Genomic DNA, 23,798 nt, shown 5'->3' with positions numbered 1-23,798 from the left:
AGATGACGGTCTGCCCCATTGGGGCGTGGGCAACGAACCGTCGGCCTGTGAAAGGATGAGAGTATGAGCGTCGCCTATATCGTCGATGTCGTCCGTACTGCCGGTGGCCGCCGCAAGGGCGCGCTGGCCGGGGTTCATCCCGCCGATCTCGGCGCCACCGTCCTCAATGCCCTCCTCGACCGTACCGGCGTCGACCCGGCGGCGGTGGAGGATGTGATCGCAGGCTGCGTGACGCAGGCGGGCGAGCAAGCGTTCGCGCTGGGCCGTAACCTCGTCCTTGCCTCCCGCCTGCCCGACACCGTGCCCGCCGTCACCATCGACCGTCAGTGCGGCAGTTCGCAACAGGCCCTGCAATTCGCCGCGCAGGCTGTGATGTCCGGCACGCAGGACATGATTATCGCCTGCGGCGTGGAGAGCATGACGCGGGTTCCGATGGGGTCGAACGTCCTGCTGCATCAGCAGGCCGGGATCGGCATCGGGCCATGGCCGGACTCCATCCAGAACCGTTATGGCGTCAAGGAATTCAGCCAGTTCGTCGGCGCGCAGATGATTGCCGACAAATATGGCCTCAGCCGGGAGGCGATGGACGCCTATGCGCTCCAGAGCCACCAGCGCGCCGCTGCCGCCACACAGACCGGGCAGTTCGCTAGGGAAATCATTCCGATAGTGACGGAAAATGGCCCCTTCGCGGTAGACGAAGGCATCCGCTATGATGCCTCAATGGAGGGTATGGCAGGCGTCAAGACATTGGCCGAGGGCGGCACCATCACCGCCGCCAACGCCAGCCAGATCACCGATGGCGCATCGGGTGCGCTGATCGTCAACGAACGGGCTTTGAAGGCGCACAACCTCACCCCGCTGGCGCGCATCCACAATCTCACCGTCACGGCGGGCGACCCGGTCATCATGCTGGAAGAGCCGATCCGCGCCACCGCCCGCGCGCTCGACCGCGCCGGGCTGAAACTCTCCGACATTGACCTGTTCGAGGTGAACGAGGCCTTTGCCGCCATCCCGATGGCCTGGCTGCAGGCGACGGGTGCCGACCCGGACAAGACCAATGTCAACGGCGGTGCCATCGCACTGGGCCATCCGCTGGGCGCTTCTGGTACAAAGCTGATGGCCACCATGGTCCATGCGCTCAAGGCGCGCGGCGGCAAATGGGGCCTCCAGACCATGTGCGAGGGCGGCGGCATCGCCAACGTCACCATTATCGAAATGCTGTAAATTCGGACAACCGAGGGGATTTTATGAGCTACGAGACCATCCTTGTTGAGAAGCGGGCAGATGCGGTGACTCTGGTCACGCTCAACCGTCCGCAGGCGCTCAACGCCCTGAACAGCCAGGTTCTGAAAGACCTGACCGCCGCCTTTGCCGACTATGACGCCGACAAGAGCCAGCGGTGCCTGGTCATCACCGGCAGCGAAAAGGCATTCGCTGCAGGCGCCGACATCAAGGAGATGGTCGAGAAGGAACCCGCCGACTTCTATCTGGAAGAGTTCTTCTCCGAATGGCAGACGCGCGTCTGCGCCGTCCGCAAGCCGTGGATCGCCGCTGTGGCAGGCTTTGCGCTGGGCGGCGGCTGCGAGGTCGCGATGATGGCGGACTTCATCATTGCCGCCGACACGGCCAAGTTCGGCCAGCCGGAAATCAAGCTGGGCGTCGCGCCCGGCATGGGCGGTACGCAGCGCCTGCTACGCGCGGTGGGCAAGGCAAAGGCGATGGACCTGTGCCTGACCGGTCGCATGATGGGTGCCGAGGAAGCGGAAAAGTCCGGCCTCGTCAGCCGCGTCGTCCCTGCCGACACATTGCTGGACGAGGCGCTGAAGGCTGCCGCGACCATTGCGTCGATGGGCCAGATGGCTGCCATGGTGAACAAGGAAATGATCAACATGGCGTTCGAGACGACGCTGACGCAGGGCCTCTACAGCGAGCGCCGCCTGTTCCAGATTCTGGTCGGTACCGAGGACAAGAAGGAAGGCATGGCCGCCTTCGTCGAGAAGCGCCCGGCGGTGTGGCAGCATCGCTGAACCAAGGAATAGCTCAGCCCGTCTCCGCATGATCGGGACGGGCGGGGCGGATGCCCCAGGGGCAGGGTCGGGAAGGAATAGCAATGGCAATCAAGACGCGGATTACGGAACTTCTGGGGATCGAACATCCCATCGTGCAGGGTGGCATGATGTGGGTCGGCCGTGCTGAACTGGCAGCGGCCGTATCCAATGCGGGCGGCCTCGGCATCCTCACCGCGCTCACACAGCCGACGCCGGACGACCTGCGCCGCGAAATCGAGCGGTGCCGCACGATGACGGACAAGCCGTTCGGCGTGAACCTCACCATCCTGCCGTCCGTCAATCCCCCGCCCTATGCCGAATATCGCAAGGCGATCATCGACAGCGGCATCACGATCGTGGAGACAGCCGGGTACAAGCCGCAGGAACATGTCGATGACTTCAAGAGCCATGGCATCACCGTCCTGCACAAATGCACCGCCGTCCGCCACGCCGTCTCTTCCGTGAAGATGGGCGTCGACGTCATCTCCATCGACGGCTTCGAGTGCGCTGGCCATCCGGGCGAGGATGACATCCCCGGCCTGATCCTGATCCCGGCAGCGGCCGACCAGATCAAGATTCCCATGCTCGCGTCCGGCGGTATCGGCGATGCGCGCGGCCTGGTCGCCGCGCTGGCGCTGGGCGCGGAGGGCATCAACATGGGCACCCGCTTTTGCGCAACGCAGGAGGCCCCGATCCATGACAATATCAAGCAGTTCATCGTGGCGAACGACGAACGGTCGACCAACCTGATCTTCCGCAAGTTCCACAATACCGGTCGCGTGAGCAAGAACAGCGTATCCGACACGGTGGTCGAGATCAGCAATCGCCCCGATGCGGTCTTCACCGACATCCAACCCTATGTGTCGGGCGCCAAGGGCCGTGTCGCACTGGAAACCGGCGATGTGGATGCTGGCCTCGTCTGGGCGGGGCAGATTCAGGGCCTGATCCACGACATCCCGACCTGCGCCGACCTCCTCAAGCGGATCATCGATGAGGCGGAGGAGATCATCAACGGTCGCCTAAAACGCTTCGTCTCCTGAACCTGCGACAATTGAGAAGAAAATAGGAGGCGCGGTCGCAAGGCCGCGCCTTCTTCATTGGGAAAAGAGTCGGTCGACGCAGGACTCCGCTTAAAAAAGGCGTGGAAGGCGCCACATCCTTCCACGTCCTCTGCAACAACCTGCGTCCATCAGGCCTTGGGTGCGCCAGTATTTTCCGCACCCATGCTGGAATAGCCGATGCAATAACCGCCATCAACCGGCAGGATATGGCCGGTGATATAGGAGGCATCGTCGCTTGCCAGGAAAAGTGCGGCCTGTGCGATCTCGCTGGCATAGCCCCACCGATCCATGGGGATGCCGGGCAGGCGGAAAACGCCCTCTGGCGGGGTTGGACTATCCTTCGACATGGGGACGAGACCCGTCCAGATCGTGCCCGGCGCGATGGCGTTGATACGGATATTGTGTGGCGCATAGTCCAGCGCGGCGGTCTTGGTCAGTTGGTTCACGCCCGCCTTGGCCGCGCCATATATGCTGTGCCCCTTCCAGCCGACCACGCCGGATGCCGATGTGGTATTGACGATGGCGCCACCGCCCGTCTTCATCATCGAGATCACGCCATATTTTATGCCGAAGAAGGTGCCGCGCAGGTTCGTTTCATGCACCCGATCCCAGCTTTCGGTCGTCTGTTCGTGCAGCGGCGCCATGCCCCCGCCAAAACCCGCATTGTTGCAGAGAATGTCGATCCGGCCGAAACGCGCCTCGGCTGTAGCGATCATCGTCTGGATATCCGCCTCTTTCGACACATCGACGCGCAGCGCCACCGCCGCATCGCCCAGCGACGCGGCGACCGTCTCCTCATTGCCGCTAATGTCGGTCAACAGCAGCTTCGCTCCCTCGCGGGCGAACAGTTCCGCCATCGCCTTACCCATGCCGGACCCCGCGCCGGTGATGACGGCGACCTTATTCTCCAGCCTTCCGGCCATAGTCTCTCTCCCGATGATGATGTCGAAACGGCGTTGCTCGCTCGATCAGGCCGTAGTGTCGTTGGTCGGTCGAACGGTGACTTCCGAAATATGGGCGCGGCGCGGCAGAGCGCACATCAGTACGATGGTGTCGCCAATGTCGCTGGGCTGCACCACGCCCTCCTTCGACACATGATTTTGCAGATAGGATTTGAAATTGGGGTCGGAGACGCTCTCCGCCACTTCGGATTCCGTCGCGCCCGGCATCAGGATGCTGACCCGCACGCCAAAGCCGCCGACTTCCTGCCGCATGCTGTCGGTCATCGCGTTGGCGGCGTGCTTGCTGGCGGAATAGCCGTTGACGATGCCGCCGGTCTTGCGGCCCGCGAGCGAGGTGATGTTGATGATGTCGCCGGTTCCTCGCCCCTTCATATGCCCAATCGCGGCTTTGCAGGTGTAGAGGGTACCGAACAGGTTGATGTCCATCGTGCGGCGATATTCGGCGGTGTTGGCGTTTTCGATGCCGCCGACCTGCATGATTCCCGCCGAATTGACGAGAATGTCGAGTTGACCGAACTGGGCGATGGTCTGTTCCACCGTCACGGTTGCAACGGCTTCGTCCACCATGTCGCCGGGCAGCGCGAGCGCTTTGCCGCCTGCTGCCTCAATCTTCGCGACCAGTTGCTCCAGCCTATCAGCACGCCGCGCAGACACGGCGACCGTCGCGCCCGCCTCCGCCAGCGACAGCGCGATACCCTCACCAATGCCCGAAGACGCACCCGTCACCAATGCGACTTTGCCGCTTAATAATCCTGCCATATCGTCGATCTCCCGTGAAACCCGTACTCAGATGGTGGGTTGGCACGAAGGGGGTAGGACAGGGCAACAACCTGATGGTCTGCACCGGCTATCCTCTCCCTCATGCACGGCCCGGCCATGCCTATTACACAACAGGTTTGTTCATAACCGAGAGACTGTCAATTCTCTCCCATAAACAGAAGGTGGATAAAGCCGCCCCATCCTCCATTGAAACACCATAGAATCTGAATTTATTTCATTGATATAGAATGATATTGATCAAAAATATTGCGATGGATTTTGTCAGCCAGCTTCTGCCCAATATCAAATGAGCGAATATTTACGAACCGCACACGCGAGAATTTTTTATACCATAAATCCATGGTACAATAGATCATGCCTCATCCTGCCCCCCGAACCGTATCCACCCCCATCCGCCATGCCATCCAGCAGAGCGATGAGAGCATCCGCGCATTAGCGGCCCGTCATGGACTGAACCCCAAGACGGTGGCAAAATGGCGCGCACGGTCCGACACCAAGGATGCCCGGCGCGGCCCCTCCAGTGGCCGTCTTCTTACCCCGGCAGAAGAAGCGTCCATTCTCGCCATTCGTCGCTATCTACCCCTCTCGCTGGATGACAGCATCGCGACGCTGGGCCACCGCTGGCCCCGACTGAGCCGCTCGGCCCTGCATCGCCTGCTGAAACGGCACGGTCTCTCGCGTACGCCTCGGCCAGAACTGTTCGACCTGCCGGAGGCAGCACGGCATCCCGGCTGTTTCCACATCGACATCATTCCAGTCATGACCGCAGGCGCCCGCCAGTATCTCTTCCTTGCTATCGAACAGAACTGCGGACTGATCTTCGGCCTGCTGTACCCCGATGCGACCCAGGCGATAGCGCGCGACTTCCTGTCGGCGCTGGCGGACGGATCACCCGCCCCGGTGCGGCTGGTCCTGACCAGCGACCGTTTCCAGTTCACAACACCGGGCAACACTGTATCGGGCGTGGTGGATGTGCGGGAAGCACTGGAGAAGGGAACACTCACCCGCGCGCATCCTTTCGAATATGCCTGCGCCACGCGGGGGATCGACCATCATCTCGTGCCCGATCATTATCCCTGGGGCTCAGATCAGGCCGAAAAAGTTGCCGCCGCTACCAGTGGGATCGAGCAGATGGCCGCCGCCGATTTCCAAGTCGCGCAGCAGGCGCTGCATGTCGAACTGGGCCGCCACAATGACTGCCCGCTTCCGTCGCTGGGACATCTCAGTCCTGGCGATTGGCTGGCAGCAGCGGCAGAACGAGCACGTACCATGGAGTTGTGGGATATTGAGGATATGAGAACCAGACCCGCTCGCTCCCGCCGCGACTCGACACGTGAAGCGATATTGGAGGCCGCGCACAATCTCCTCGCTCGTGATGGACCGGAGGGATTAAGCCTGTCGGAAGTCGCCCGTCTCGCCGGGGTCAACCGCGGTACCGCCTATCAACATTTCCGCACACGCGACCGGCTGATCTTCGCCACGGGCCGTTGGATGGCGGAGAAACTGCACCATGCGGCCTTTGCGGGGCGGCCGCCCTCAGCGGCGGCGCTGGGGGACAGGGGGATGGCCAGCCTCGCGGGGCGGCTGGTTGGCTTCGCGATGGAGCGGCCGGAACTGTGCCGGGCATGGATGTTACAACTTCTATCCACGCCCGACCCGTCACAGGATCTGTTCTGGCGTGATTATCGGACTGCGATAGCGGCGCTGGGCACGGACGGGCAAAAGGCAGGAATGGAACGGCCCATGGATCCTGAAGTAGCCGCCGTCGCCATGCTGGCCGGCGCCTTCCTCTGGCCGACCTGGGCGCAAAGCCGCGCCACACCGCCCGGCACCCCGGATCCCGCCAGCGCCACACGCTTCGCTGTCGAATGGCTTCGCATCGCCCGGACGCGGAAATAGGCCGACCTTAACGGTCCGCACGGTCATGGTTTCTGGACGCCCTGCCATTGACCCTCCCCCGGCCCATCCGCAGGATCAGGCCCACATTCAGGAGAGGCAGGATCATGACGGCCAAGGGTATTTTCGACGGCGTGCGTATCGTCGAACTGGCGCAATATGTGTTCGTTCCGGGAGGCAGCGTGCTGCTGGCCGATCAGGGCGCGGAGGTCATCCATGTCGAACCGCCCATGACCGGCGACCCCTATCGCACGCTGAAAGTCGGCGACGGGCGGGAGATCGGCTCCGTCAACCTGGCTATGGAGCAGAATAACCGCAACAAGAAGAGCATCGCCCTCGACCTCAAGACGGAGGACGGGCGGGAGGCGCTGCTCAAGCTGATCGAGACGGCGGACGTGTTCCTGTCGAGCATCCGTCCGCAGGCGCTGAGGAAACTGCGGCTCGACGTGGACGACCTGCGCGCACGCAATCCCAAGATCATTTATGCGCGCGGCAATGGTCTCGGCTTTCGGGGGGAGGAAGCGCATAAGCCGGGGTTCGACGCCTCCGCCTTCTGGGCGCGAGGCGGGGCCTGCTACGCCTTCACCCGGCCGGGACAACAGCCGACATCACCGCGCCCCGCCTTTGGCGACCATTCAGGCGGCATGGCCGTCGCCTTCGGCATCGCTTCCGCGCTGTTCAAACGGGCGATGACCGGGGAGCCGTCGGTGGTGGAAACCTCGCTCCTCTCCACCGCCGTGTGGATGCTGTCGAGCGACATCACCTATTCGCAAATGCCCCATTACAGCCTGCATGGTGCGGTGACGCGGGTCGCGCTGAAATATGCCTATACCACCCGCGACGGGCGTATCATCCAGTTCATGCTGCTCGACCCCCGGCCGCACTGGGGCCCGCTGTGCCGCTTGCTGGGGCTGGAGCATCTGGTCGACGATCCGCGCTTTGCGGGGGAGGAGGAGCGGATCGCCAACAGCGACCAGTTGATCCCGATCATCCAGGACAGGATCGGCGCGGAGGAATTCGCCCATTGGAAGCCGTTGCTCGACGGGTTCGACGGGTCGTGGGAAGTGATCCAGACCATCGACGACCTCAGCACCGATCCGCAGGTGATCGCCAATGAGATGATCTTTTCCATGGACGTTGGCGGCGTGCCGGTGCGGATGGTGTCCGGCCCGACCGCGTTCGATGGCGCAGCCCGCCCGGCGGAGGCACGGCCTGCCCCGGCGCTGGGCGCGCATAGCGAGGCGCTGCTGACCGAGATCGGCTATTCGGCCGACGCCATTGCGGATCTGCGGGCGCGGGGGATCGCGCAATAGGGATGGAGGAGGATGCGCATCAGCCGCCGCCCTCCACCAGCCATCGGGCGAGCCGGGTCAGGCGTCGCCGGAAATCTGGATCGCCATGAGGTTGCCCGACTTCTCCCGGTCCAGTGCGGGGTGGAAGTCCATCAGTTCCTTCTGCATACGCTGCGACACAGAGGCGAGGTCATCCGTCTCAATCTCATAGGCGGTGACATAGGGCCAGAGTTCACCCTCGGCCACCTTGCCGCGCATCACCTTGTAGCGCCGCGCCGACTTCACTTCCGGGATTGCCTTGAAGCCAGGGATGTGGACCTCGTCATACCAGCGGTTCAGCGCCTCCTCGTCGCCCTCTCCATCGGTCGGGCCGTTCAGCGCCAGTAGCAGATATTTCGCCATTCGATCCTCGCTCCCGTTTCAACATGACCAACCAAAAGGCTGTTTTCAGCGCCCTGATAAGCGCCTTATTATACGGAACGATATTTCACCATAGCGAATATTGGCGAGACAGGCGGGAGACGATCCCCCGTTGACGCTGCGTCCTCCCGGTCCTAAACAGCAATAATTCGAAATAGTGAAAAGCTGCCATGTCCCGTTCTTCCCCCGGTGTCCGGCGCGTCGTCGCCATCCTGAACTTCTTCGCCGATCATCCGGGGCAGACCTTCACGCTGACCGACCTGGTCCGCGCGCTGAAGCTGAGCCGTGCGACATGCCATGGCCTGCTGGCCGGGCTGGTCGATGCCGGTTATCTCTATCGCACCAGCGACAAAAGCTATCTGCTCGGCCCCGCGCTGGTCGCCATCGGTGAGGGCGCGAAGGCGCATTTTTCCCCCCTGCAAGCCGCGCAGCCGGAAATGCGGGTGCTGGCCGACGCGTTCGACCTGACCTGTTCCGCCACCTTCCGCGAGCGGACCGACGTGGTCATCCGCGAACGGGCCACCGCCGTATCCCACCTGGGCAATTCCGTGCCGCGCGGCACCCGCCTGCCGCTGGCGCCGCAGTTCGCCAGCCTGTTCTTTCCCTGGGCGCCGCAGGCGGAGGTGGACGCATGGCTGGAGGAAGTCGAACCCGCCCCCAGCCCCGAACAGATCGACGCGATGCGGCAAGGCATCGCCTTCATCCGCGAGAATGGCTTCCTGTTCAGCATCCGCAACCCCAGCGTCGAGGGCGAAAGCGGATCGTCGGACTGGTTGCAGGATTCCCGGTACGAGAACACACCGGTCCTGCCGCAATTCGCTCTGAACCCCGATGCGGATTATCGGCTGGTCTTCGTGCAGACGCCGGTGCTGGACGCGCGCCGCCAGGTCGCGTTCGTCATCGGCCTGCAAGGCTATTCCCGCCTGTACAAGGGCAGCGAAGTGCAGACCATCGGCCAACGGCTGTGCGAGGCGCGCGACCGGATTTCCGCCTTCATCACCCACGCACCAACGGCGCGCGAGCAGGCTGGGGGGAAATAGGTGGCGGGGTGGCGCTCTCTCGCCGGTTATGGCGGCGCGGCCCCGGACTGGGTGGGCGATGGTCCCGCTTGGGCATGTAGGAGAGAAACGCCGTTCGTCCTGTTCAAGCGAGGCGCGTGACTCGCTGGAGTGTCGAAGGACACTCCTTTCCCTTCACGGTGGTTTCAACAGAGAAGAGCAGCCCTTGGGATTCGCCCGCCCTTCGGGTCGACAAGTTGAGGGCGAACGGGTGGAGGTTACATGGACCTCCGGGATACTTGCCCACCCGATCCGCCGTCCCGCTTTTTGAGCCAGTGCGCTGGTTTGAAAAACAAGCGGGATCGCGGATCAGGTCCGGGATGACGGGTGGAGGCATAGATAGTTTCCCCGAAGGCGTGGCGATGGCTGCAAGCCCCCACCACCACCCCTCCCCTCCCCACCCGGCGCCCGATGCTCCCCGCCCCACCCCATGCCCCGCACCGGACCGTTCGCACGTTGCGCCAGCGTCCGTGCCCGCGCGTTCGCACACCCTGCCGCCACCCCCGGATCGCTTTTCCGCGATTGACGGCCCAAGCCGGAATGAGTACGAATGAACGAACAATAATTCCACATTATGAATTAATGGAGGGTGTTCTGGACTACGCCGGCTATATCGATGGTGCCTTCGTCAAGGGCGCCGGGGCCATCCTGACCGTCGAGAACCCGTCCGACGAGAGCATCGTCGCCAGCTTTCCCGGCCTGTCGGCGGAGCAGACGCAGGACGCGATCCGCGTGGCCCGCGCCGCCTTCGATTCCGGCGCGTGGAGCGACCTGTCGATGGCGGAGCGCGCGGTCTATCTGCGCCGCTACACGCAGGCGCTGGCCAGCCGCGCCGACCGGTTGATCGAATATGCGGTGGCGGAAGGGGGCTGCCCGCGCAGTTCCTCCGTCATGTACGCACAGGCGGCCACCCCGCTGCGGCAGGCGGAGGAGATCATCGACCTGTTCCTGTCCCTGCCGGAATTTGAGGACAACCACCTGCCCCTGTCGGAGCGGATCGGCCCGATGGGCGGCACGGTCCAGAGCATCCGCCGCTATACGCCGATCGGCGTCGTCACCGGCATCGCGGCCAATAACGTCCCCTTCTACACCGCGATGTGGAAGGTCATCCCCGCGCTGCTGGCGGGCAATACGGTCATCCTGCGGCCCAACCCGCTGACCCCGCTGTCCGCCATTATTTTTGCGGAGGCGGCGGAGGAGGCTGGGCTGCCCAAGGGCGTGTTCAACCTGGTGATCGAGGCCGGGCTGGAGGGGGCGACGCTGCTGACCACCGATCCCGCCATCGACCTGGTCGCCTTTACCGGATCGAGCGCGGTCGGGGCGGCGGTGATGGCGCAGGCCGCGCCGACGATGAAGCGGCTCCAGCTCGAACTGGGCGGCCATAGCGCGCAGATATTCCTGCCGGATTCGGTGGACAAGGCGGTGGCGCAGGCGCGCATCATCTGCGTCTCCCACGCCGGGCAGGGCTGTGCGCTGGGCAAGCGTATCTTTGTACCGGAGGATCAGAAGGCGGCTCTGCTGGAGAAGATCGCCGCCGACATCGCGACCATCCGCATCGGCGTGGCCGACGATCCGCAGACCCAGCTTGGCCCCGTCATCAGCGCAGGGCAGCGCGCGGCGTGCGAGCGCCATGTGCAGCGCGCGGTCGATGCGGGCGCGCGGGTCGTCATCGGCGGCAAGCGGCCGGACGGCATCGACAAGGGCTATTTCTTCGAACCGACCATCCTCGACCTGCCGGACAACAGCAATCCGGGCGGTCAGGACGAGATATTCGGGCCGATCGCGGCGATCATCGGCTATCGCGACCTGGACCATGCGGTGCAGATGGCCAATGACTCCCGCTATGGCCTGTCCGGCTATGTGCATGGCGTGGACAAGAAGGCGGCGCTGGCCGTCGGCCTGCGGATCAAGAGCGGCACCGTGCATGTCAACGCCGTGCTGTCCAGCAGCCATGCATCCTTTGGCGGGCAGCGGCTGAGCGGGCTGGGCCGGGAGCGGGGCGCGGACGGCCTGCGCACTTATCAGCAGCTCAGCTGCCTCACCATCGGCTGATCGGGAAGGGTTTTGGGGATGGACGGACTTCTGAGCGGCAAGATTGCCATCATCACCGGCGCGGGGTCCGGGCTGGGCCGCGCGGCGTCGCTGATCTTTGCGCGGCACGGCGCCTTTGTCGCGGCGGTGGACATTGGCGAGGCCGGCGTGGTGGAAACGGTGCGGCTGGTCGAGGCGGAGGGCCACCGGGCCAGCGCCCACCTGTGCAACGTCGCGGACGAAGCGGCGGTGGATGCGCTGGTCGCCGACGTGGTGCGGGCGCAAGGGCGGCTGGACATCCTCTATAACAATGCCGCCGTCACGGTCGCGCCCGACCCGGTGAAGGGGATGCTGGGGCTGGTCGATACGCCGACCCGCGAGCTGGACCGGTTGCAGGCGGTCAACATCGGCGGCGTCCTGAACGGCTGCCGCGCGGCGATCCGCCAGTTCAGCGCGCAGGGCCGGGACGAGAGGGGATCGGGCGGGGTCATCGTCAACACCGCCTCCATCGCAGGGCTGATCGGCTATGGCGGCGTCATCTATGGCGCGACCAAGGGCGCGGTGGTCAGCCTGACCCGCACGCTGGCGATCGAGGTCGCGCCGCTGGGCATCCGCATCAATTCGGTCTGCCCCGGCGGCATGTTGACCCATTATGCGGGGATGGACCCGGACGGCCCGAACGCCGACCGCATCCGCGAGGGGATGAAACGCAACAACCCGCTGGGCAATGACGGCAACCCGGACGACACGGCCAATGTCGCCCTGTTCCTCGCCTCCGACCTGTCCGCCAATGTCACCGGCACGAACATCCCGGTGGACGGCGGTTTGTCGGCGGGCGTCTCAACCCGGCGCTGACGGCGGTGGAGCCTGCCGCGCCCGAAGCGCCGGTGATGCTGGTGACGGGCGGCAGCGGCTCCATCGGACGCGTCATCGCGGCGCAGGCGCTGGCGGCGGGATGGCGTGTGGCTCTGCACGGGCGCAGCGATGCGTCGGCGGAGCGGGCGGTTGCGGGACTGGCTGGCGCGGGACTGGCGGGGGCTGGAGTGACGCGCGCAGGGCTGGCAGCCGCACGGCTCACAGCGGCGGAGGACGCCGTGCGCGGCTTTGGGGCGGACATGACCGATCCCGCCGCGATTGCCCGGCTGGTGGCGGATGTGGCGCGCTGGGCCGGGCGGATCGACGCGGTGGTGGATTGCGCCACCACCGGGCCGAAGGGCGCAAGGATCACCGGCCTGTTCGCGGAGACGGAACCGGAGGGCTATGGGGCCTTCCTCGCCCTCTCCATCGGCGCTGTGCAACATCTGGCCCATGCGGCGCTGCCCTGGCTGCGGCGGCAGGGGGGCAGCTTCATCGCCTTCGCCTCCGACGCGGGCCGGTTCGCGGGGGCGCGGCAAAGCCTGATCGGCGCGTCGCGGGCGGGCATCATCGGCTTTGTCCGCAACCTGGCGGTGGAGGTGGCGCGCGACGGGGTGCGGGTCCATTGCGTCTCCCCCGGCTTCGTGGCGGACACCGACAGCGCCCGACGGCTGGCCGCGCATAATGGCGACCGGGTGGTGAAGGCTGCGAAAAAGGCGGGCCTCGGCCTCCCCACGCCGGAGGATATTGCGCCGCTGGTGCTGTTCCTGTGCGGCGACGGCGCGCGGCGCATCACCGGGCAGGTCATCAGCGTGAATGGCGGGATGAACGCCTGATCCGGGCTGCGACAGCGGGCGAAGACAGGCGGCGGACCATGCAAGCGGGCCATGCGTAAGCGGGTCATGGGCAAGCGGGCCATGGGTGCGCGGTGATGGGTGCGCGGGCCATGGGTGCGCGATAGGCGAGCGGGCCATGGCTTCCCCACGGCCCTGACCTTCGCCTGAACGTCTGGAGCGGGTTCCGACCCGATGGTATCGGCCCAGCTACTCCCGTCTTTTGATGGGCCGACTTTTGCGAGGCCGCGGAAGATCCCATCCGCTTCGAACACGCTCTGGGGCCGATCGACATTCGGCCCAGACGGCCCCAAAGGGTTGAACCGGGGCGCGTGACCCGGCTCCCTTTCCGATCTTCCCATACCCCGTACCGTGCGTATGCGCCCCGCAGCGAAACCCGTGCCTCGCTTCAGGACGCCATCAGCGCCGACACGGTATCGTCTGGGCGCCTACAGGCCCAGCACGGTGTAGCTGTCGTGGCGGGTCACGCCCGCGCCCAACCGCTCCATGAAGATGGCGATGATCGCCGGATCGACGCGCGTGGTGATGGCCCAGTGATAGAAGCCATAGATTTGCGCGGCGCGATAATCCTCCCACGCCGCGTCCCGGTCGGGAGCCTCGCCGCCATGTTCGCGCACCGACGCCAGATAGGAATCGAGCAGGTCGCGCTCATGCCGTTCGGCCATCTCCACTGGCAGGACGGCGCACAGATGATAGGCGACATCCATCGCCCAATGGCCCCGCTGCACCAGTTGCCAGTCAGTGAAGCCCGGCGCGCCGTCGATCAGGAACAGATTGCCCGCGTGGCAATCGCCATGGAGCAGGGTGCGCGGCCGGGCGGCGTTGCGCGCCGACAGCGCCTTCATCCCCGCATGGAGCAGCGCGCCGCTGCGGGTGCGGTCGGGCAGGCCGGCGTTGCGCGGATGGTCGAGCAGTTCCTGCTGCTTCTCCGGCGCGAAATGCGGCTTGTTCGCGATCACGTCGATGCGGGTCGGCAGCCAGTCGGTGCGGGCCGCGATGTCCGGGCGGCTGTGGAGCCGGGCAAGCTGGTCGAGGCTCTGCTGGGCAAGCTCCACGGTGAAGGGTTCGAGCGCGGAACAGAATCGCGCCCCGGCGGCGATCATATCCTCCATGATGAGGATGCCCTGCCCCTTCTCCTCATCCAGGATGACGGCGGGGACATGGGGCAGGCGCATGGTCGTGTGGGGGGCGATGTCGGTGTAGAACCGACCCTCGCGGATCGTCGTCTGCCCGCCGCCCAGACCCGGCTCGCCCAGAAACGCCTTGAGGCAATAGTCGTGGAGGGTGGCGTCGCCCCGGAAGCGGACGCGGATGCGGACCTTGGACGCCATCGTCCTGATGACCTCCGCCAGCTCCACCGATTCGACCGGCGCGCCACCCGACAGGGGGGTGAGCGCGGCGGTCAGCCAGTCAGGATGGATCGCCTCCTCCAGCGTGGCCGGAACGTCCGGTGTCCGGGGCAATATGGCCTGCGATCCCTGCTCTGGCATATGACTCTCCTGTCCCTGTCTTGACGATTGCTGCGCCCAAAAGGCCCTTTTGCAGCGCCGCATTGGTTCATAATATCGAATTGATATTCGCTTTTATGACATCATGACAAGAGCAGTGCAAGCCGGTGCGCGGGGAAAGCCAGTGGGGCCGCATCCTTCCGCGCTTGACGAGGAGGCCCTCGCCTCATAAATTCCTATTATCGAACCAATCGTCCACATACTGAAATATTGTGACAGGAGCAGGGACATGGCCAGCACGCTGACGGCGGACGATCGACGCTATGCCCGCAGGGTCACTACCGCGACGGAGGCGCTGGAAGAGGCGGGCCATGGCGTCGGCAACCTCAGCCCCCGCGACCTGCCCCATCTTCCCGTCCGTCTTCGACCAAAGGCCCCGGCATGAAACAGATCATATTGCGCGCCCATCCGCAGGGCCGTCCCCGTGCGGACGATTTCGCCGTGGAGGAGGTGCCGACGCCCGTGCCCGGTCCGGGCGAGATATTGGTGCGGACATTATGGCTGTCGCTGGACCCGCTGATCCGCTTTGCGCTGGACGAGACCGTGCTGACCGGCGCGGCGCGCGTGGCGCTGGGCGAGCCTGTCTATGGCGGCACGGTCAGCCGGGTCGTGGAGTCGCACCACGCCGATTATGCGGTCGGCGATCTGGTCGAAGTCCGGTCCGGCTGGCGCGAATATGCGGTGGTTGACCCGGCGCAGCAGAGGATGGGGTTCCGCCGCATCGACCCGGCGGCGTTCGCATCGCCCAACGCCCCCCTGTCCGCCGCGCTGGGCATCATCGGCATGCCGGGCCAGACGGCGCATAGCGCGGTGGAGATCGGCCGGGTGGCGGCGGGCGAGACGGTGGTGATTTCCGCCGCCGCCGGCGCGGTCGGCACCATCGCCGGGCAGATCGCGAAGATGCGCGGCGCGCGCGTCGTCGGCATCGCGGGCGGCCCGGCGAAGTGCCGGGCGGTGGAGGCCATCGGCTATGACGCCTGCGTCGATTACAAGGCCCCGGATTTCGAGGCGCAACTGGCCGCCGCCGTGCCGGACAAGGTGGACGTCTATATCGACAATGTCGGCGGCGACGTGACGATGAAAGTCCTGCCCCATCTGAAGATGAAGGCGCGGATGCCGGTGGTCGGCTTCATCTCCTATTATGGCGATGGCATGGAGGCGCCGGGACCGGACAGGATGCCCGGCTTCCTGCGCTTCGTCATGTCCCGCTCGCTGGAGGTGCGCGGTTTCGCCGGGCAGATGACGGGCGGGCAGAAAGCGCTGGACGACCTTGCCCAATGGGTGGCGGACGGTAAGATCCGCAGCATCGAGACAGTGGTGGACGGGCTGGACAATGCCGGGACCGCCTTTGCCGACAAGTTCGGCCGCAATGACCAGATCGGCAAGCTGGTGGTGCGCGTGGGCAAGGAGTGACCCCGGTGACGGATGTACGGGACGACAGGACGGACTGGCCCCGCGAGCGCATGCTGCCATTGGAGGGCGGGCGCAATTTCCGCGACCTGGGCGGCTATCCGACGATGGACGGGCGCAGCGTGAAATGGGGCGTCATCTTTCGGTCGGGCAGTCTGGCCCGGCTGACGCAGGGTGACTGGGACCATCTGTGCGCGCGGGGCGTGCAGGCGCTGTGCGATTTCCGCACGACCCATGAACGGGAACTGGAACCCTTTGCCTGGGCGGACCGGGACGGGCTGCAGTATTGGGCGCGCGATTATGAGACGAGCTTTGCGGAGCTGCGCCGCACGATGCACTCCGGCCTCGCCACCGGGGAGGCCGCGCGGGAGGCGATGATGACGGGATACCGCCGCCTGCCCTACGATCAGGCGGAAGGATACAGGCAGGTGTTCGCCCATCTGAAGGCGGGCGAAGTGCCGCTGCTGTTCAACTGCTCAGCGGGCAAGGACCGGGCGGGGACCGCCGCCGCGCTGGTGCTGAGCGCGCTGGGCGTGCCGCGCGCCGTGGTGATGGAGGATTTCGCGCTGACCAACGAGGTCGCCCAGTTGCACCGCATGCTGAAGGGCGGGACGGAGCGCGCCGGGTCGCTGGGCAGCCAGCCGCCGGAGGTTGCCGCCGCCATCCTGCACGCCGACCCCGCCTATATCTCCGCTGCGCTGGCCGCGATCGAAACGGCGCATGGATCGGTCGAGGGCTATCTGCATGAGGTGCTGGAGGTGAGCGATGCGGACCTGCGCGCCATGCGGGATGCCTTGCTGGAGTGAGGGAGGCCGGGTGCGGGACGACGGCGGAGGTGGAACGGACATGCTCCAGCGTCCAGCCTGCCGGTCATCGCGGTGCGGCGCAAAACCCTTGCCAGACGGCATGATGTGCAGGATAGCCTGCCCCATTGTCCGGCCGCGCGGCATTTTCATGCCCGTTCGTCCAGAGCGTCGATCCCCGGTTGCACGGCGACGGCGGGTCGAGGCACGATCCCGTTCGGTGTTGCGGGATCGCGAGGCATGGGACTGAATGGCATCGCCGGGTCGGGACAGGATGCGGACCGGCACGATGGCGCAAAGCCCGACCGGCCGCCCCCGGCCATGGGAATCGGGCAGAGGAGATGAGCATGGACTGGTCGCTGTCGGAGTTTCTCAGCCTGCTCGAACTGCGCGGGCAGACATGGTGCATCGTGGAACTGTGCGGGTCGGCGGGGTTCAGCATCCCGCCGCACGACGGCGTATCCTTCTACGCCATCATGCAGGGTTCGGCGCGAATCGCGGGGATCAGCGGCGGCCCGGTGGAACTCGTCCCCGGCGAGATCAAGATGGTGCTGTCGGGGGAGGCCCATGCCCTGCGCGCCCGGCCCGACAGCCCGACCCAGTCGCTGGATTTCCTGCGCGAGGAACAGAATGTCGATACGCCGCCGGTCTTTCGGCTGGGCCAGGGTGCGGTCGTGGCGCGCATCCTGTGCGGCCGGTTGCGGGTGACATGGCCCGCCGGGCTGCGCCGCATGTCGATGCCGCCGATCATCGACATGGCGGCCGGCCCGACGGCGCAGGGCGCCACCGCCATGCGGGTCGAGACATTGCACATCTTTGCCAGCGGCAGCGGGGCGGCGGCGCTGCTGACCCGCTATGCCGCGATGACGCTGGCGCTGGCGCTGCGCAACCACCCGCAATGCCCGCTGCTGTTCCGCCTGTCCGCGTCCAGCGACCCCATCGCCCATTCGCTGCAACTGGTCGCGGCGGACCCGGCGGCCGACTGGTCCGTGGCCAGCCTGGCGCAGAAGGTGGGGATGAGCCGATCCAACTTCGCCGCCCGTTTCGCGCTGGAGGTGGGGCGCACGCCGATGGAGGTGATTACCGAACGGCGGATGCTGTTCGCGGCGGAACTGCTGGAGACGGGCGAACTGAAGATCGTGGAGGTCAGCGCGCGCGCCGGATACCGGTCGGAAGCCGCGTTCAGCCGCCGCTTCACCCGCTATTTCGGCCTCTCGCCCAGTCAGGTGCGCCGCAAGTCGCAGCGCCCGGACAGGATGGCGGACGGTCCGTCCCTGTGGCAGCCTGGCGAGGCGGTGCGGGAACCGCCCCGGCGCGAGGGGGTCATGACGGCGGATTGACCCGCCTGCGGCTCGCTACGCTCGCAAGGACGATTCACGGACAATCATCACGCTCCAGCCTGTGTCGAAATACAGCCTGACGGCCTGCACATGGTGGAAGCGAGGCAAATGACCCGGCTCAGGGGTCACGGAAAACCAGCATTGCCCGCACGTCCTCTTCGGAATGGCGATACCGCCGGGAGGGCTGGACCCCATCCTCCGCCCGTCACCCCCTGCCTTGAGCCGGGTTCCACCTGTGGGATCACCGACGGCTGGAGCCTGTCACGCGGCACCGGCGCACCCGGCCCGCCATTCCCCATGCGTCTTCGGGCAGGCGCAGGGACCGGGCGATCCCGCCGGATGCGGACAGGCTCCCGGACCAGCGGCGCGCCCCGGATCGGGTCGGCTCGGTTGAGCCTGTGGGATGCACCGTAGGGGAAGGCATGTCCTTGAGGGATCATCGCCCATCCGATCCGGGACAGCGGGAACCTCTCCCTAGCCTGCCGTCGCCCCATTCTCGCTCAGCGCCAGCATCGCGCGGGTGGCGGCGAGGCAGGGGGCGAACTGGTCGTCGAAGCTGTCGCCCGCCAGCGTGCGCGTCTTCATCGGTATCTCCAGCCCGATGGTCCGCCCGCGCGGCAGGGCGTCGACCAGCGATTGCAGGGGTAGCTCGCCCGCACCGGGGCACAGCCGCTCGAAACTCGCCTCATAGCCATAGCCCTCTGCCGCGACCGCCACGGGCACGTCGCACAGCTGGATATGGGCGATGATCGCGGGGTCGAGCGCGGCCACGTCGGCGGCGGACGCGCCGGAGCGGAACAAGTGCATCGCATCGATCACCAGCCCGAAATCCGGGCGACCGACATGCTCCACCGCCGCCAGCGCCGTGGGCAGGTCGCCGATGCCGAGGCCGGGCACGAATTCGATCTGCGCGCCCAGCCCGCGCGCCGTGGCCAGCTCCGCAAACTGCGCCAGCCGGTCGAAGGCCAGCGCCCGGTCCCCCTCGAAACTGACGATGGTGCAGCGGGGCGCGCCGACTTCGGCCAGCAGGTCGAGGTCAGCCGCGCTGGCCGCGACATCGCCGCCGGGCAGGAGAAAGAACCCCTCCCCCACCGCGATATGCAGACCATGATCGGCCACCGCCGCCCGCACATCGCGGATCAGGCCGGGATTGTCGCGCAGCGTCCAGGCGGGAAACAGGTCAGGCACGGACACGACGGGACCGGGCGCGATGCCGATGTCGGTGTAGCCCAGCCGCGCGGCCAGCGCGATATAGTCCAGCGGCGGCAGGCCCAGCACGCTGATGAAATCCAGTCCGATCCGGTTCATGTCCCTCTCCCGCTGCCGCGCCCCCGGTGCCGGTCCGATCCGGCGGATTCGCCCGTGATGCGCGTGTCGTCGGCGGGCACTATACAGATGCGGGACACCTTGCATACGGTTACGCATGGCGGGGCAGGCGCGGCTGGGCGTTCAGGGCCGGACGTTCAGGGTCGGCGGGATGGGAGGCCCGATGGAGAGGCCAATGCCGCATCGACCCTATGGTCGCTCGCCCATTGCCTGCGCCTCCGCCGTCGTTGCGTGAGGGCGACGCGGGAATCGGACCGGCCGAGCAAGGCGATAAGGCAGGCTGCAACGCCGAAATCGCACCCAGCCGCGCCCTAAAACCTCCGAACTGGATGAAATATCTCCCTAATTCGCGTGGGCTTAGGTCCGAAATGGACCAACAGACATTTTAATTAACATCCGATTTGGGTATGTCCGAACAAAGTAGGTACAGGGGTGACATATGGCCGTCGGGCCGAATTTTTCGACTGGAAACGAGGACTGCCCCATGGGGGGAAACTGGGTATCGGACAGCCGGCCCAGCCTCCTGATCGTCGCGCCCCATGTGGACCAGCGGGAGAGCGCGGCCATGGCGTCGGGCGCGGGGTTTCGCGTCATCGCCACCATCGCGCTGGACGAACTGGCGCAGCGGCTGGCGCAGACGGTGGGCGTCGATGCGCTGCTGGTCGACCTGCGCGGGCTGGAACGGGACGACGCGCGGCTGACCGGCCTGCTGACCACCCTGCTCGCCTGGCCCGCCTGGTCCGATGCGCGGCCGTTGATGCTGGTCGACCTGCATGCGGCGGAAACGGTGGCGGCGATGCTGCACCTGCCGTTCGAGCGGCTGCTGTGCGAACCGGCGCTGTCGGACATCGGGCTGGCGCTGTGCATGCTGGCGCGCGAGGGGGTGCCCCCGGCGGTGCTGCACGACATCGGGCGCGAATCGGACACCGCCCGGCTGGAGGAATTGAGCGCCGAGGTGCGGCGACTGGCGCAGACCATCGACCGGCTGACGCGGGACGACCAGGGTGACGGCGGACCGCGCCTGCGCGACATGGAGGCGGACTATGCGCCCCCGGCCGCAGGCGGCAAGGCGGGCGAGCGGTCGCGCAAGGGCAGCGCGGGCGGGACGACGGCCACCCGATCAGAGATTCGCACCCTGCTCCAGGTCCGGCGGATGCGCGACCGCTTCCTGCCCGGCGAACTGTTCGCCGATCCGGCGTGGGACATGATGCTGGACCTGATGGGCGCCCGGCTGGACGGCAAGGCCGTGTCGGTGTCCAGCCTGTGCATCGCCGCTGCCGTGCCGCCGACGACGGCGCTGCGCTGGATCTCCCAACTGACGGAACGGGGCATATTCCAGCGCCGCAACGACCCCGCCGATGCGCGCCGCGTCTTCATCTCCCTGTCGGACGAGGCGGCGGAACGGCTGACCGGCTGGTTCGTCGCGGTGCGACAGGCGGGCCTGCGCTTTACGGGGTGACGGGTCGGCCGGCGTGCGGGCATGGGTGAAGGGTTATAGAATAGCGGGCTTGTAGGATATTTGGAGAGAGACGGATTCGGCGTCGTAGCGCCATGGCTCCACCCAGACCGGCCTTGACCGGGTCCAAAAACGCCTTAAAAGCCCGCACATCCCTGCGGGGGCGATTAGCTCAGTTGGTAGAGCGCCTCCTTTACACGGAGGATGTCGGCGGTTCGAGCCCGTCATCGCCCACCATTCCCGGTCAGAACCGCGAACACCCGGAACCGTGATGCTTAGGGTCAGGACTCACTGATCAGAGCCAGAAGATGACGGTGGCGGCGGGGGCGATGGGGGAAAAGAAGGCTGTCGGACATCGATCATAGCGTGTGGCGACGCGGCGCCAGTCCTTCAGGCGTCCGAACATGATCTCGATGCGACTGCGGCGTCTGTACCGGCGTTTGTCGTATTTGACGGGCTGGAGCCGGGATTTTCGGCCCGGGATGCAGGGTTCGATACCCTTCGCCTGCAAGGCGTCCCTGAACCAGTCGGCGTCATAGCCCCGGTCGCCCAGCAGCCAGCGCGCCTTTGGCAGGTCGTCCAAAAGCGCTGCCGCCCCTGTGTAGTCGCTGACCTGCCCAGCGGTCATGAAGAAGCTGAGCGGCCGGCCATTGGCGTCAGTGACGGCGTGAAGCTTCGTGTTCATACCGCCTTTCGTGCGACCGATCAGGCGCCCGAGATCCCCTTTTTAACCCGCAGGCTCGATGCCGTGCGGTATGCCTTCAAATAGGTCGCATCGATCATGACCGTCTTCGGATCGGCACCCTCGGCCGCCAATCCTTCCATCATGTGGAGGAAGACGCCGATCTCGCCCCAGCGCTTCCAGCGATTATACAGCGTCTTGTGCGGACCATAGTCCTTGGGCGCATCCCGCCAGCGCAGCCCATTGCGATTGACGAAAACGATGCCGCTCAACACCCGCCGATCATCAACGCGGGGCTTGCCGTGGCTCTTGGGGAAATAGGGCCGCAGACGCGCCATCTGCTCGTCCGTCAGCCAGTACAGGTCGCTCATTATCACTCTCCTCACGGAGCCTGAATCAGATCGCGCCTCTCACATCAATGGGGCCTGACCCTAAATCACAACCCGGATAAGCTATCGTAACAATAGAAAAATCTGACGAATTCGGTGAAATCTTCATGGGTTTTCACGCTTTCGATGATACGCAGGCGATGCCGTTTCGCCCTGTTTCCTCCACAACGTCCGAACCCATGATGTCAGATTCAGGGTTTCCTGTCCGGGCCGGGTTACTCAAATTATAGGGCGCGCCTCTGGAGCGGCTGATAAACCTGTCCTGCCGGGATTTTCCGGGTGCGATCCAGTCACTCGACCCGTCGGTCCTCCCCCATTTTCACCGACAATCATCAGCAGCTTGCGATCCCTGCGAAAATCGGATCAGGCTCGGGACCGATACGGGAGCCTGACCGCGACATATCTTTCGACTGCCTCTTCATACCAGAGAGGGTCGATTATGGCGCAAGCGGTTCCGGGCCGACGTAGCGCGCCCTGGGCCGGATCAGCGTGCGGCTCTCGCCCTGCTCCACCGCATGCGCGATCCAGCCAGCGCACCGGGCGGTGGCAAAGATCGCGAAGGGGGCGTCTTCGGGCAGGCCCAGCGCATCGCAGGCGGCGATCATGGCGAAGTCGATATTGGGCTCGGCGTCGCACAGCAATCTGGCCATGGCCTGCAATTCGGCCAGAGGCCGGGGCACCTCAAACCGGTCAAGCAGCGCCCTCGCCCTGATATCGCCCAGAGGATAGAGGGGGTGCCCGAAGCCGGGAAGATGACGATCCTCGATCAGGCGTCCGCGGGCGGCCTCCTCCGTCCCATGCATTTTCGCTTCGGCCAGGAATCGCCGCACGACCGCGCTTTGCCCGCCATGGCGCGGTCCCGACAGCGCCGAAAGGCCCGCCAGCACCGATGCGGCCAGCGACGCACCCGTCGCCGCCGTCACGCGGGCGGCAAAGGTCGATGCGTTCAACTCATGATCGGCGACCAGCACCAGCATCCGCCGGATGAGGTCGGCCGCCGGGCCGGTCGCCGCCTGCCCCCAGCCCGTCGCCAGACGCTGATGAATCGGCCCGTCCCCGCACAAGCCGGACGCGGCGTCGGCCACGATGTCGAGCAGCAGCGCGGCCTCTGCCGCCACCATGGCCGCACGCGCACCGGGCATCGGCGGCGCTGTCGCAACCCGGTCCGCCAAGGCATGGAAAAGGCGGTGGCGGACGTCGGCGTGGTCGCTGGGAGGGGGTCGCGGTGCATCCGGTCGGGCATGGTCATCGCCCCCCAGCAACAGTCCGGCGACCTGTTCCAGCGTATGATCGTCCGCCAGTCGCGCCGCGTCCCGGCCACGGTAGTAAAGCCGCCCGTCCCGTACCGTCGTGATGGCTGAGGCCAGTACCGGTTCCCCCCAAGCAATGGCCGCCGACGCGACATCCGCCAGCTTCCGGCTGCGCCCCTGCCGTGCGGCGAGAGCATCGACATCGAGGGCGCGATAGAGACTGCGGCGGCTGTCGTCCGGATGCACACGCACCTGCACATGGCCCCGGCTGACATAGGCGTAGAGCGTCTGCGCCCGCACGCCGAGGCGGGTACGCGCCTCTGTTGCGGAGATCCATTCTTCCGGTTTCATATTGATTATGTTTATCAAGATTGATG

21 protein-coding genes and 1 tRNA gene are annotated in these 23,798 nt (G+C 65.8%); 15 read left to right on the top strand and 7 right to left on the bottom strand.

All coding sequences use genetic code 11. The features are described 5' to 3' along the window. Positions 1 to 63 precede the first annotated feature (63 nt). The 3 genes from LWE61_RS02615 (at position 64) to LWE61_RS02605 (ending at position 3,088) form a co-directional block, all read left to right on the top strand. On the top strand, positions 64 to 1,224 hold the full coding sequence (locus LWE61_RS02615; protein ID WP_234148442.1) for an acetyl-CoA C-acetyltransferase: 1,161 nt from the start codon (positions 64 to 66) through the stop codon (positions 1,222 to 1,224). Between the two features lie 23 nt (positions 1,225 to 1,247). Further along, a complete protein-coding gene (locus LWE61_RS02610; RefSeq protein WP_234148441.1) occupies positions 1,248 to 2,027 on the top strand; it encodes an enoyl-CoA hydratase in 780 nt (259 codons plus the stop codon). An 83-nt stretch (positions 2,028 to 2,110) separates the two neighbouring features. Continuing rightward, entirely contained in the window at positions 2,111 to 3,088 is a 978-nt protein-coding gene (locus LWE61_RS02605; protein ID WP_234148440.1) for an NAD(P)H-dependent flavin oxidoreductase, read from the top strand. Positions 3,089 to 3,237: 149 nt separating this feature from the next. Here LWE61_RS02605 and LWE61_RS02600 read toward each other — a convergent pair whose 3' ends face one another. Both LWE61_RS02600 and LWE61_RS02595 read right to left on the bottom strand, forming a co-directional pair. Continuing rightward, the gene (locus LWE61_RS02600) at positions 3,238 to 4,032 is read right to left on the bottom strand and encodes an SDR family NAD(P)-dependent oxidoreductase (RefSeq protein WP_234148439.1); all 795 of its coding nucleotides are present in this window, start codon (positions 4,030 to 4,032) and stop codon (positions 3,238 to 3,240) included. Between the two features lie 45 nt (positions 4,033 to 4,077). Continuing rightward, on the bottom strand, positions 4,078 to 4,830 hold the full coding sequence (locus LWE61_RS02595; protein ID WP_234148438.1) for an SDR family oxidoreductase: 753 nt from the start codon (positions 4,828 to 4,830) through the stop codon (positions 4,078 to 4,080). Positions 4,831 to 5,205: 375 nt separating this feature from the next. Between LWE61_RS02595 and LWE61_RS02590 the strand changes: the two genes are divergently transcribed. Together LWE61_RS02590 and LWE61_RS02585 are read left to right on the top strand one after the other, a co-directional pair. Next, positions 5,206 to 6,750: a TetR family transcriptional regulator gene (locus tag LWE61_RS02590; protein WP_234148437.1), complete on the top strand. Its 1,545-nt coding sequence runs from the start codon at positions 5,206 to 5,208 to the stop codon at positions 6,748 to 6,750. 104 nt (positions 6,751 to 6,854) lie between these two features. Further along, a complete protein-coding gene (locus tag LWE61_RS02585; RefSeq protein WP_234148436.1) occupies positions 6,855 to 8,060 on the top strand; it encodes a CaiB/BaiF CoA transferase family protein in 1,206 nt (401 codons plus the stop codon). 57 nt (positions 8,061 to 8,117) lie between these two features. On the opposite strand, the gene LWE61_RS02580 is transcribed toward LWE61_RS02585, so the two are convergent. Next, complete coding sequence (locus tag LWE61_RS02580; protein ID WP_234148435.1) at positions 8,118 to 8,441, bottom strand: DUF4286 family protein; 324 nt, start codon at positions 8,439 to 8,441, stop codon at positions 8,118 to 8,120. Between the two features lie 188 nt (positions 8,442 to 8,629). Here LWE61_RS02580 and LWE61_RS02575 point away from each other — a divergent pair, with 188 nt between their 5' ends. The 4 genes from LWE61_RS02575 to LWE61_RS02560 all read left to right on the top strand — a co-directional run bounded on the left by LWE61_RS02575 (position 8,630) and on the right by LWE61_RS02560 (position 13,239). Then, positions 8,630 to 9,499 (top strand): IclR family transcriptional regulator, encoded by an 870-nt coding sequence (locus LWE61_RS02575; RefSeq protein WP_234148434.1) that lies wholly within the window; start codon positions 8,630 to 8,632, stop codon positions 9,497 to 9,499. A gap of 600 nt (positions 9,500 to 10,099) precedes the next feature. Next, positions 10,100 to 11,569 (top strand): aldehyde dehydrogenase family protein, encoded by a 1,470-nt coding sequence (locus LWE61_RS02570; RefSeq protein ID WP_234148433.1) that lies wholly within the window; start codon positions 10,100 to 10,102, stop codon positions 11,567 to 11,569. 18 nt (positions 11,570 to 11,587) lie between these two features. Further along, positions 11,588 to 12,403, top strand: coding sequence for an SDR family NAD(P)-dependent oxidoreductase (locus tag LWE61_RS02565; RefSeq protein ID WP_234148432.1), 816 nt, complete (start codon positions 11,588 to 11,590; stop codon positions 12,401 to 12,403). Between the two features lie 5 nt (positions 12,404 to 12,408). Continuing rightward, positions 12,409 to 13,239, top strand: coding sequence for an SDR family NAD(P)-dependent oxidoreductase (locus LWE61_RS02560; protein ID WP_234148431.1), 831 nt, complete (start codon positions 12,409 to 12,411; stop codon positions 13,237 to 13,239). Positions 13,240 to 13,685: 446 nt separating this feature from the next. Here LWE61_RS02560 and LWE61_RS02555 read toward each other — a convergent pair whose 3' ends face one another. Beyond that, positions 13,686 to 14,747: an aminoglycoside phosphotransferase family protein gene (locus LWE61_RS02555; RefSeq protein WP_234148430.1), complete on the bottom strand. Its 1,062-nt coding sequence runs from the start codon at positions 14,745 to 14,747 to the stop codon at positions 13,686 to 13,688. Between the two features lie 247 nt (positions 14,748 to 14,994). Here LWE61_RS02555 and LWE61_RS02550 point away from each other — a divergent pair, with 247 nt between their 5' ends. From LWE61_RS02550 to LWE61_RS02535, 4 genes are all read left to right on the top strand, one after another. Then, complete coding sequence (locus tag LWE61_RS02550; protein ID WP_234148429.1) at positions 14,995 to 15,150, top strand: hypothetical protein; 156 nt, start codon at positions 14,995 to 14,997, stop codon at positions 15,148 to 15,150. Next, positions 15,147 to 16,178 (top strand): NADP-dependent oxidoreductase, encoded by a 1,032-nt coding sequence (locus LWE61_RS02545; RefSeq protein ID WP_234148428.1) that lies wholly within the window; start codon positions 15,147 to 15,149, stop codon positions 16,176 to 16,178. Before LWE61_RS02550 ends, LWE61_RS02545 begins: the two co-directional genes overlap by 4 nt. Positions 16,179 to 16,183: 5 nt before the next feature. Then, on the top strand, positions 16,184 to 16,981 hold the full coding sequence (locus tag LWE61_RS02540; protein WP_234148427.1) for a tyrosine-protein phosphatase: 798 nt from the start codon (positions 16,184 to 16,186) through the stop codon (positions 16,979 to 16,981). Between the two features lie 344 nt (positions 16,982 to 17,325). Further along, positions 17,326 to 18,318: an AraC family transcriptional regulator gene (locus LWE61_RS02535; RefSeq protein WP_234148426.1), complete on the top strand. Its 993-nt coding sequence runs from the start codon at positions 17,326 to 17,328 to the stop codon at positions 18,316 to 18,318. Between the two features lie 474 nt (positions 18,319 to 18,792). On the opposite strand, the gene LWE61_RS02530 is transcribed toward LWE61_RS02535, so the two are convergent. Further along, positions 18,793 to 19,626: a sugar phosphate isomerase/epimerase family protein gene (locus tag LWE61_RS02530; protein ID WP_234148425.1), complete on the bottom strand. Its 834-nt coding sequence runs from the start codon at positions 19,624 to 19,626 to the stop codon at positions 18,793 to 18,795. 502 nt (positions 19,627 to 20,128) lie between these two features. Here LWE61_RS02530 and LWE61_RS02525 point away from each other — a divergent pair. Continuing rightward, the gene (locus LWE61_RS02525; protein WP_234148424.1) at positions 20,129 to 21,103 is read left to right on the top strand and encodes a helix-turn-helix domain-containing protein; all 975 of its coding nucleotides are present in this window, start codon (positions 20,129 to 20,131) and stop codon (positions 21,101 to 21,103) included. 158 nt (positions 21,104 to 21,261) lie between these two features. Beyond that, positions 21,262 to 21,337 (top strand) — tRNA-Val (locus tag LWE61_RS02520). Between the two features lie 58 nt (positions 21,338 to 21,395). Here LWE61_RS02520 and LWE61_RS02515 read toward each other — a convergent pair. Further along, positions 21,396 to 22,153, bottom strand: a protein-coding gene (locus LWE61_RS02515) for an IS5 family transposase (protein ID WP_234148423.1) whose coding sequence is annotated in 2 segments (ribosomal slippage) — positions 21,396 to 21,820 and positions 21,820 to 22,153 — 759 coding nt in all. Because the reading frame shifts where the segments join, the coding sequence is not laid out codon by codon here. Positions 22,154 to 22,608: 455 nt separating this feature from the next. After that, complete coding sequence (locus LWE61_RS02510; RefSeq protein WP_234148422.1) at positions 22,609 to 23,772, bottom strand: citrate synthase; 1,164 nt, start codon at positions 23,770 to 23,772, stop codon at positions 22,609 to 22,611. Positions 23,773 to 23,798: the final 26 nt, after the last annotated feature.

The sequence above is a fragment of the Sphingobium sufflavum genome, assembly GCF_021403115.1.
Classification (GTDB): domain Bacteria; phylum Pseudomonadota; class Alphaproteobacteria; order Sphingomonadales; family Sphingomonadaceae; genus Sphingobium; species Sphingobium sufflavum.
This window is presented reverse-complemented; position numbering and strand designations above follow the sequence as displayed.